This is a genomic window from Armatimonas sp. (assembly GCF_043760365.1).
GTDB lineage: Bacteria > Armatimonadota > Armatimonadia > Armatimonadales > Armatimonadaceae > Armatimonas.
Map to the genome: position 1 here is coordinate 1 of NZ_JAYUPA010001026.1, position 7,385 is coordinate 7,385.

At 57.9% G+C, this 7,385-nt stretch carries 8 protein-coding genes and 1 pseudogene; 2 read left to right on the forward strand and 7 right to left on the reverse strand.

All coding sequences use genetic code 11. The annotated features are described in order from the left end of the window. Positions 1–220 precede the first annotated feature (220 nt). The 7 genes and pseudogenes from ACH2EH_RS26160 to ACH2EH_RS26190 form a co-directional block, all read right to left on the reverse strand. A pseudogene (locus tag ACH2EH_RS26160) lies at positions 221–427 on the reverse strand (prepilin-type N-terminal cleavage/methylation domain-containing protein); the annotation flags it as partial. A gap of 143 nt (positions 428–570) precedes the next feature. Beyond that, on the reverse strand, positions 571–972 hold the full coding sequence (locus ACH2EH_RS26165; RefSeq protein ID WP_395146362.1) for a DUF6278 family protein: 402 nt from the start codon (positions 970–972) through the stop codon (positions 571–573). Next, positions 969–1,676, reverse strand: coding sequence for an ABC transporter ATP-binding protein (locus tag ACH2EH_RS26170; protein ID WP_395146363.1), 708 nt, complete (start codon positions 1,674–1,676; stop codon positions 969–971). Before ACH2EH_RS26170 ends, ACH2EH_RS26165 begins: the two co-directional genes overlap by 4 nt. Next, positions 1,669–2,472, reverse strand: a complete 804-nt coding sequence (locus ACH2EH_RS26175) for an ABC transporter ATP-binding protein (RefSeq protein WP_395146364.1) — start codon at positions 2,470–2,472, stop codon at positions 1,669–1,671. The genes ACH2EH_RS26170 and ACH2EH_RS26175 overlap by 8 nt, the downstream gene beginning before the upstream one ends. Positions 2,473–2,500: 28 nt before the next feature. After that, positions 2,501–2,953 (reverse strand): hypothetical protein, encoded by a 453-nt coding sequence (locus ACH2EH_RS26180; protein WP_395146365.1) that lies wholly within the window; start codon positions 2,951–2,953, stop codon positions 2,501–2,503. A 54-nt stretch (positions 2,954–3,007) separates the two neighbouring features. Further along, complete coding sequence (radA, locus tag ACH2EH_RS26185; protein WP_395146366.1) at positions 3,008–4,441, reverse strand: DNA repair protein RadA; 1,434 nt, start codon at positions 4,439–4,441, stop codon at positions 3,008–3,010. A gap of 5 nt (positions 4,442–4,446) precedes the next feature. Next, positions 4,447–5,340, reverse strand: coding sequence for an Rpn family recombination-promoting nuclease/putative transposase (locus ACH2EH_RS26190; RefSeq protein WP_395146367.1), 894 nt, complete (start codon positions 5,338–5,340; stop codon positions 4,447–4,449). A gap of 144 nt (positions 5,341–5,484) precedes the next feature. On the opposite strand from ACH2EH_RS26190, the gene ACH2EH_RS26195 reads away from it, so the two are divergent. Further along, on the forward strand, positions 5,485–6,072 hold the full coding sequence (locus ACH2EH_RS26195; RefSeq protein WP_395146368.1) for an RNA polymerase sigma factor: 588 nt from the start codon (positions 5,485–5,487) through the stop codon (positions 6,070–6,072). After that, the coding region (locus tag ACH2EH_RS26200; RefSeq protein ID WP_395146369.1) for a hypothetical protein at positions 6,069–7,385 on the forward strand (1,317 nt) is incomplete at its 3' end. The genes ACH2EH_RS26195 and ACH2EH_RS26200, both read left to right, overlap by 4 nt.

Here is a 7,385-nt window from a genome sequence, read left to right on the forward strand (position 1 = left end):
TTCTGCATCTGCTCCAATAATATGGGGATGTCATCCACCCGTTCCGTGATAAGAGTGAGCGTTTCGGTCATGAAATGAGGTTACCTCAAATTCGCTAAAATACTCAGAAAATGAGCGAACCATGAGTCTTGATATAGGGGTTGAGGAGATTACACCAGACGCGATCCACGAAAGCGGCCTGCTGGTTTGGAAAACCCGTGGGGTAGTTGCGCTGGTACCAGGGCACGATCTCCTCATCGTAGTCCTGGGAGTACATCATCTGTGCGGTACCGATCTGCTTGCCATTGGAAAGGCAAGAGATGCTCCGGGCTTTCTCACGAGCTTGGGCAAAAACAGGAAAGAGAATCGCGGCAAGAATCGCGATGATTGCGATAACGACAAGAAGTTCAATGAGCGTAAACGCTCCCTGAGTACGTTTTTGAGACATGATTTCCGACCTTTGTTGGGTTAGATTTTTAGGATTCAAGATAGCAATTCGAACCATCTTCGTGTTCGTCGGCTAATCTGAAACAGAGCCGAGTGATTTCTCCCAGACTCTAACCTCTATGATCCCATATCCTACGGACTCTGTCAAGAACGAAGAAAACGCTCCAGGATGCCATGATGGTAATCCGCGAGACGATTTCCGTCTTCTCCCTCGGCAAGCCGGCGGTAGAGCTTCTCAAACGGACGGACCTCAATTCCCTCCTGCTCACGCACAATGACGAGGCTTGACTCCGCCCAGTTATCGGTGAGCTGCCACAGCCCTCCGAGTGTGCGGACAAGAACCTCACCTAAATAGCAGCCCGCATAGAAGATCACAAGGGAGCGCTGCGTTTCGCTAGAGAGATCGTAAAGAGGATCGGAGCTCGCTAAAAGTGCATCCAGAGCCACCAGAGACTCCGCGGAGTAGTCCAGACAGTAGCCGCCCGTCGCTGCCTGCCGCACGAGAGTCTCGGCATAGAGGCCCACGTTGTCCGCGGTGAGGGTCATTCTCCGAAATACGCCTTCTTGACCTCGGGGTTGGTGCGCAGCTCCGCGGCAGCCCCTTCGAGCGTGATCCGGCCCGTCTCTAAGACGTAGCCCCGGTGCGCTACGGCGAGTGCCTTGTTTGCGTTCTGCTCCACCAGCAAGACAGCCACTTTATGTTCCTGGTTAATGGTCTGGATAATGCGAAAAATATCCTGGACAATCACCGGGGCGAGGCCGAGCGAGGGTTCATCCATCATTAAGAGCTTTGGCTTGCTCATGAGCGCACGGCCAATCGCTAGCATCTGCTGCTCACCCCCTGAGAGGGTTCCGGCGTTCTGGCTCAAGCGCTCACGGAGCCTGGGGAAGAGATTCAGCGCATACTCGTAGTCCGAGGCGATCCCCGCCTTGTCCTTACGCAGATACGCGCCCAGCTCTAAGTTTTCCTTGACACTCATATTGGCGAAGATGCGCCGCCCCTCCGGGCAGTGGACCAGACCTCGTGAGACAATCGCGGCAATGGGAGTCTTGGTGATATTCTCCCCCAGAAACGTCACGGAGCCACTTCGAGGCCGCACCATCCCGGAGGCAGTGCGCAGCAGCGTGCTCTTGCCCGCGCCGTTCGCACCGATCAGGGTGACGATCTCCCCCTCCTCGACCGTGACACTCACGCCGCGCAGGGCATGGATCGCGCCATAGTAGACATCAAGCGATTCCAGCTTAAGCATCCGTCTTGCCTCCCACATCGCCCACTCCATCGCCGTCTTCATCACCGAGGTAGGCCTGAATCACCTTGGGGTTGCTCTGGATTTCTTCGGGAGTGCCAAAAGCGATGGGCTCACCGTAGACCAGAACCGTGATCTTCTCACAGACGCCCATCACGACATTCATATCGTGTTCGATGAGTAAAATGGTCACGGAGAACTCATCGCGTAGTCGCCGAATGAGGTGCATTAAATCCTCGGACTCCTGCGGATTCATCCCCGCCGCGGGCTCATCGAGCAGTAAGAGCCGGGGCTTGGTCGCGAGCGCTCGTGCAATCTCCAGCCGCCGCTGATCGCCGTAGGGTAAGTTTCGGGCCTGCTCATCGCGCAGGTCGTAGAGCCCCAGCAGCTCCAAAAGGTGCCCGGCATCCTCCGTAACTGCCTTTTCGATCCGCGCACAGGCAGCGGTCTGAAACACCGTCGCGGCCAGCCCCGTCTTCGCACGAACCGAGGCAGCAGTGCGAACATTGTCCATCACCGTCAGGTCACTAAAGAGTCGGATGTTTTGAAACGTCCGGCCAATCCCACGCTGCGCGATCTCGTAGGGTTTCTTTCCCGAAATCGAGACACCCTCAAAGAGAATATCGCCCTCGGTGGGAGCATAGACTCCGGTGAGAAGATTGAAGAGAGTTGTCTTCCCTGCGCCATTAGGACCGATCAGACCAGCGAGATCCCCTTGCTCAACGACAAGATTCACCTCATTGACGGCGGTCAGTCCTCCAAAGCGCTTGATAACATTTTTGCATTCCAGAAGGGGCATACGAGGCAAGAGTATACCACAGAAGCCATTATTCCTGGGGAATGTCATCGTCAAAAAGGCCGTCGATGTCAAGAATATGGGCAGCGACTTCTGTGGGAAACTCCTGACGCACCCAGTCGGCAGCGGCGATCACATCGGCATCCTGAGGGCCACGCCAGAAAACCATCTTCCGATAGCCTCGGCGTAGGTTTGCGATCTGATGGTTCTGCTGCTCACGCAGAATATCGAGCTCATCTTCAAGCCGTGCCACGGCAAGATCCTGTGCATAGAGCCCCTCGAGCCCTTCGGTCAGCTCTAAAATCAACCGACGGGCGGCTTCTTTTTTTTCCTCGGACTCGCCGGACTCGCTCGCGTGCCGCTCTAGCCAGCCCGTCAGGTAGGCAATCAGCGACTCCCCATCGCGGCGCGGATCCCCTCCCATCTGGGTAATGAACGCCTTGAAGGCATGTCGATTCTCGAAAACGTCCTCCGGAATATCCATCGCGTGCTCCCGCTCTACCGACACCGTAGAGGCACCTTCAGTTGCATAGGATTTTTATTCGTCGCGGGTGGTGCTCACGGGCGCACTGGTTTGTGGCGCGAGCAGTGCTTTCTCGACGGCCTGACGCACGGTTTCTACCCCCGATAAGTCCAGCCCGATTCCCTGCGTCTCCCGTCCGATATTTTTTTGAGGCAGGATCGCGCCCCCAAAACCTAGCCCGGCAGCCTCTCTAAGGCGCTTCTCGATCTGAGTGCAGCTTCGCACCTCTCCGGCTAGCCCAATCTCGCCGAGAAAGACATGATTGCCCCCCACAGGGCGATCCAGGAAACTTCCGGCCACGGCCAGCGCAATCGCCAGATCCGCCGACGGCTCCTCCACACGCACGCCGCCCGCCACGGAGACAAAAACATCCATGTTTGCCAGGCTCAGCCCCAGACGCTTCTCCAGCACCGCCAGCACGAGCGCCACACGATCCCGATGGACGCCATTGGTCACTCTTCGGGGGCTGGTGAGATAGCTCTGCGCCACCAGTGCCTGTACTTCCACTAAGAGCGCCCGCGAGCCCTCCATCGTGGCCGTCACGGTGGAGCCGGGGCTGCCAATGGGCCTCTCCGCCAGAAACGCCGCCGACGGGTTTTCGACGCCTACCAGGCCCTCGCTGCGCATCTCGAAGATCCCCAGCTCATCGGTGGAGCCAAAGCGATTCTTCACCGCACGCAATATCCGATACGTGAGGTGCGCATCGCCCTCAAAGTAGAGCACCGTGTCCACCATGTGCTCTAAAACGCGCGGCCCGGCAATCGCGCCCTCTTTGGTGACATGGCCAACGAGAAAAATAGGAATGCGCTTTCCCTTTGCCAGCGCGGCCAGCGCACTGGTCGCTGCCCGGACTTGCGAGACCGTTCCTGGCGCACTGTCCACATCGGGGGAGATCATGGTCTGAATGGAGTCAATCACCAGGTACTTGGGCCTCAGCTGCTCCACAAAGCTGGCAATCACCCCAATATCGGTCTCGGAGGCCAGCAGTAAGTCTTTGTGAAGCGCCGAGAGGCGCACTGCGCGCAGCTTGATCTGCTCCACCGACTCCTCGCCCGAGATATAGAGCGTCGTCCCATACTGCGCCGCGAGATTCCCGCAGAGCATACTCATCAGGGTCGACTTGCCAATCCCCGGCTCGCCGCCGATGAGTGTCAGTGAGCCGGGGACAATCCCGCCACCGAGCACGCGATCAAACTCAGGAATGAACGTGGACTGGCGCTCCCGCTCACTGATCTCGATCTCCGTGATGGGCCGGGGGCGAGACTGCGCCGCGCCCATGTGGGAGAACGAGGAGCCCCCCGCCCGAATCTGCGCCGTGAGGGTCTTGGCCTCACGAACCGCCTCTTCGACAAGGCTGTTCCACTCGCTACAGCTCGGACACCGCCCGGCCCACTTGGGCTCGACATGGCCACACTGCTGACAGACAAATCGTGTCGTTGCTTTAGCCAAAAGACCTACTCCGCCAGAAGTTCTGACCAGGTCTCGACATCCAGTAAGCGCTCAGACAGCCTTTCGAGAGCCTCTCGTGAGGAAATAGCCTCCAGTATTGCAACAGTCTCGGGAGCGGGCGGTCCAAACCGCTTTCGCCCCTGGCGCAAGATAATGCTTCTTGCCTCACGCGCAGCCCCCTGCTCCAGCCCCTGCTCCAGCCCCTGCTCCAGCCCCTGCCGCAAGCCTCTATCCAAGCCCTCTTGAATCAATCCTTGGTAGGTTGAGGATAGTTCCAGTACATTTCTGCTCATCAGTTTCTCCACAAGATGTTTGGGGTGTTTTAGCCCCATCAAGACATAGGTTGCCGTTCGAAGAAGCTCAGCCTCACTGGGCTTACGCTCTCGATCTAGGCGCTCATTGACCGCTTCAACAATCATCGGCAGCTCGGTGCGCGACACTTTGGCTACCGTGGCAAGTGGCAAAAGCCCGATCCCACCTTCGAGAAATACCTCAGGCGGCGTTTCCCAGACCCGAAGAATATTGTAGTGGAACTCGTGGATACTCTCGCCAACCACTCCCCGAACCTGAAATCGTCCGGTCAGTGCGTGTTGTTTGGTGAAAGACCGCAACAGAATCAGCGTGCTCAGCACCGGGATTTTTAATCGCCGTGTGTAGAGAACATTGTACTCCCAAGTCCGCTCTTCGAGCTCAGGATCTGGCCCTGCCTGGAACTCCATGTGCATGGCGTAAGGCGGAACGGTGTTCACCCGTAGAATTCTATCGCCCGCCGCCGTGACCGTGGAGAGATCTGCCTCTACCAGTTCCGTCGGGCCAATGGGCTGTTTGAGAAAACGCAGCCAGTCCTCTGGGTAGAGTTCGACCAGAAATTTTGTCGAGGCATCAAAGGGCTTAGGCACAGTTCCAGTATACAGTCTACCGCTAGCTCAGGCCCGACGAGACACGCACAAAACGATAGCCGCGTTTTCGTAGGCACGCGATGCGTGAAGAATCTCAGCGTAAAATCTAAGCAACATACGCGTTGAGTAGTGCGGAGGAGAGAAATGCTACAAACCCAACAGATCTCCAAACTCTGGACACGAAAAGAGCGAGCGGCTCCCATCACCGCCAATGCACTGCAAGTGCGGTATCGGGGGACGCTTTGGCGCTATGCTGCGGCGCGGCTAGGAAACACACCAGAGGCCGAGGATGTGGTGGCAGAGACTTTTGCCACGGCGTTCTCTCGCCTCGATCGCTGCCCCACATCGGCAGAGAATCCCGACGCAGACCACGACCCGGCGCGTGCTTGGCTGATCGCGATTGCACGTAGTAAAGCCGTAGATGCCTTGCGGCGCAACAAGCGCCACGCGACAGCGCCACTCTACGACACGCTGACAGATTCCAGTGCGACACCCGAAGCTGAGGCCCTGACAAAAGAGGCCGCCGCCGAGCTCGACGGCCTCTTAGACACACTCCCCACGCTCCAGCGCGAGGCCCTCTTGCTGAAGTACGTAGACGAGTTCTCACTGATCGAGATTGGCAAAACACTCAATAAATCACCCAACGCCGTTGGCCAGCTCCTGCACCGTGCCCGCCAGACTATGCGGGAGCGCGGCAGCCGTTACTTTCTTATGGAGAAGGAATCCCTATGAAACTCACCGATGCCCTCAAAGCTCGCCACACGACTGCCCCCATCCCCAACTCCCTCACCGAGCGCCTCGCTAAAATGGCGGATGCCAGTGATGCGAAGCGTAGCAAAAAAACGCTGCACCGTCGCCGGTTTATCGCACTGGCAGCAACGAGCCTCGTTGGGGTGACCATTGCCGCAACGGGGCCGCATATTCCCTACGTCCTCCAGCTACGCGCTGCCGCTACGGCAACAAGCAGGGTAAAAGCCGTGAAGATTATCACCGAAGTCTACTCACCAGAAACGGGTGCCTGGCGCACGCTTGGTGAGACCTACGAAGCCAATGGCCACGAGTTCCGCACGGGGGGATTCTATACCCACTTCACCACCCCCACACACGTCTGGCGCGGCTACCCAGACTGGGATCTGGCCGTGGTTGAGCCGAACCGTCACTACGGCGGTGTAGGAACCAGTGGGATGGGAGGCTTGGTTCGCTCGCTTGTACAGACCCCTTGGACAGCACTTCTGCCCTTCATAGGTTTATTCGGCGATGAGGATGCCACGACGCGAACCGTCCGGCTAGAGTACAAGACCCCATTTTCCAATCCCGATAACTCATCAAGCCGCGCGGTCTGGGTCATTGAAAAAGCCACCAATCGGGTTCGGGTTCAGTATCAAGAGAGACGGAATCCGGGGCAGGGCTGGCAGGCACGCTCCCGGCAGCGCTATGTCTACGATAGTGTGGAGCAGCCCGCGAATTTTCCTAAAAACGACGTACTGGTTGCTGGGAGAGTTATCGATCTGCCCCAGGCCCGTGCGGCCTGGCTTGCGGCGCACCAAAAGCCTATAGTCGAGAGAGATGGAGTTCAGCTTTTGGATCTCCAGAGCAACCAGCAGGGCGATCTCTTTGTGATCCTTGATGCGGGGAAAGGCGTGCTCAGCTGCAACATCACGGCGGTGCGCGACGATCTTGGGACGATCTATCCCAGCCAGTACATGCGTGAGATTAATGATTGGTTCCAACCTTCGACCGGAATGGCGGGGATCAACGGCCAGATCGAGTGGTGGTCGGGCTTTGAGCGCGACGGACACGGGCTCTTTGGGGGCTGGTTTACTCCCGTCGAGCCGTCGAATCAGGCACGAACGGTGACCTTGAGCGTGCGTGTGATGGGTCTACGAAACGTCACCACGACACTCACCCTCGATCTACCTGAAGCCGCCTGTGACGAGGTACCTGAACACATGCCCCTGCTCTCGACCTTTCCGCACAGCCCCACGGAGCTGGCGCGTACCAAAGCCACGATCCGGGCGACCTACCATATTGCGCGGAAACACTGG

Excerpts from the sequence above, each read along its gene's own strand:
- ACH2EH_RS26165 (WP_395146362.1), bottom strand. The coding sequence starts at position 972 with ATGACCCTCACCGCGGACAACGTGGGCCTCTATGCCGAGACTCTCGTG.
- ACH2EH_RS26170 (WP_395146363.1), bottom strand. The coding sequence starts at position 1,676 with ATGCTTAAGCTGGAATCGCTTGATGTCTACTATGGCGCGATCCATGCC.
- ACH2EH_RS26175 (WP_395146364.1), bottom strand. The coding sequence starts at position 2,472 with ATGCCCCTTCTGGAATGCAAAAATGTTATCAAGCGCTTTGGAGGACTG.
- ACH2EH_RS26180 (WP_395146365.1), bottom strand. The coding sequence starts at position 2,953 with ATGGATATTCCGGAGGACGTTTTCGAGAATCGACATGCCTTCAAGGCG.
- ACH2EH_RS26195 (WP_395146368.1), top strand. The coding sequence starts at position 5,485 with ATGCTACAAACCCAACAGATCTCCAAACTCTGGACACGAAAAGAGCGA.